The organism is Streptomyces colonosanans (genome assembly GCF_001866645.1).
Classification (GTDB): Bacteria; Actinomycetota; Actinomycetes; order Streptomycetales; family Streptomycetaceae; genus Streptomyces; species Streptomyces colonosanans.
The window spans coordinates 1-777 of the sequence record NZ_MLYP01000150.1; the positions used below are offsets into that span (position 1 = coordinate 1).

The window sequence follows — 777 nt, forward strand, 5'->3', positions numbered from 1 at the left end:
TCATGACCGACGGCGCTTCGAACAGTGCGCGAACCGGCAACTCAATGCCCAAGAGGGTGCGGATGCGGCTGATCACGCGGGTGGCGAGGAGCGAGTGGCCGCCGAGGTCGAAGAAGCTGTCGTCGATACCGACCCGCTTTAGACCGAGGATTTCGGCAAAGATTTGGCAGAGAACTTCTTCCTGCGGGTTGCGTGGAGTTCGGCTTGAGACGTGGGTGGAGAAGTCGGGTACGGGCAGGGCCTTGCGGTCCAGCTTGCCGTTCACCGTTACCGGCAGCTCATCGAGTACGACCACTGCGGCAGGGACCATGAACTCCGGCAGCTGCTCACCCACAAACCGGCGCACCTCAGCCACGTCAGCTGCGGCGCCGACGACGGGCACGATATAAGCGGCCAGATACTTACCCGCGGGACCGTCGTCGCGCGCGACCATGGCGACCTGCCCCACCGCTGGGTGAGACCGGAGCACTGCCGCAATCTCACCAAGTTCGACCCGGAACCCGCGGATCTTCACCTGATCATCCGTACGCCCCAAATACTCCAGGTTTCCGTCTGCACGCCACCGCACCAGGTCACCAGTGCGATACATCCGTTCACCCGGTCCACCGAACGGATTGGCTACAAACCGCTCCGCCGTCAGCCCCGCACGGTTCAGATACCCCCGTGCCAGCTGAACACCCGCCAGATAGAGCTCACCTGTAACCCCCACCGGCACCGGACGCAGACCACCATCCAGCACATACACCCGGCTGTTCGCCACCGGACGACCAATCGACG

At 63.6% G+C, this 777-nt stretch carries 1 protein-coding gene; it reads right to left on the minus strand.

All coding sequences use genetic code 11. From position 1 onward, the window contains the following. A partial coding sequence (locus tag BIV24_RS30905; protein WP_143064714.1) for a phosphopantetheine-binding protein occupies positions 1–777 on the minus strand: 777 nt, incomplete at both ends.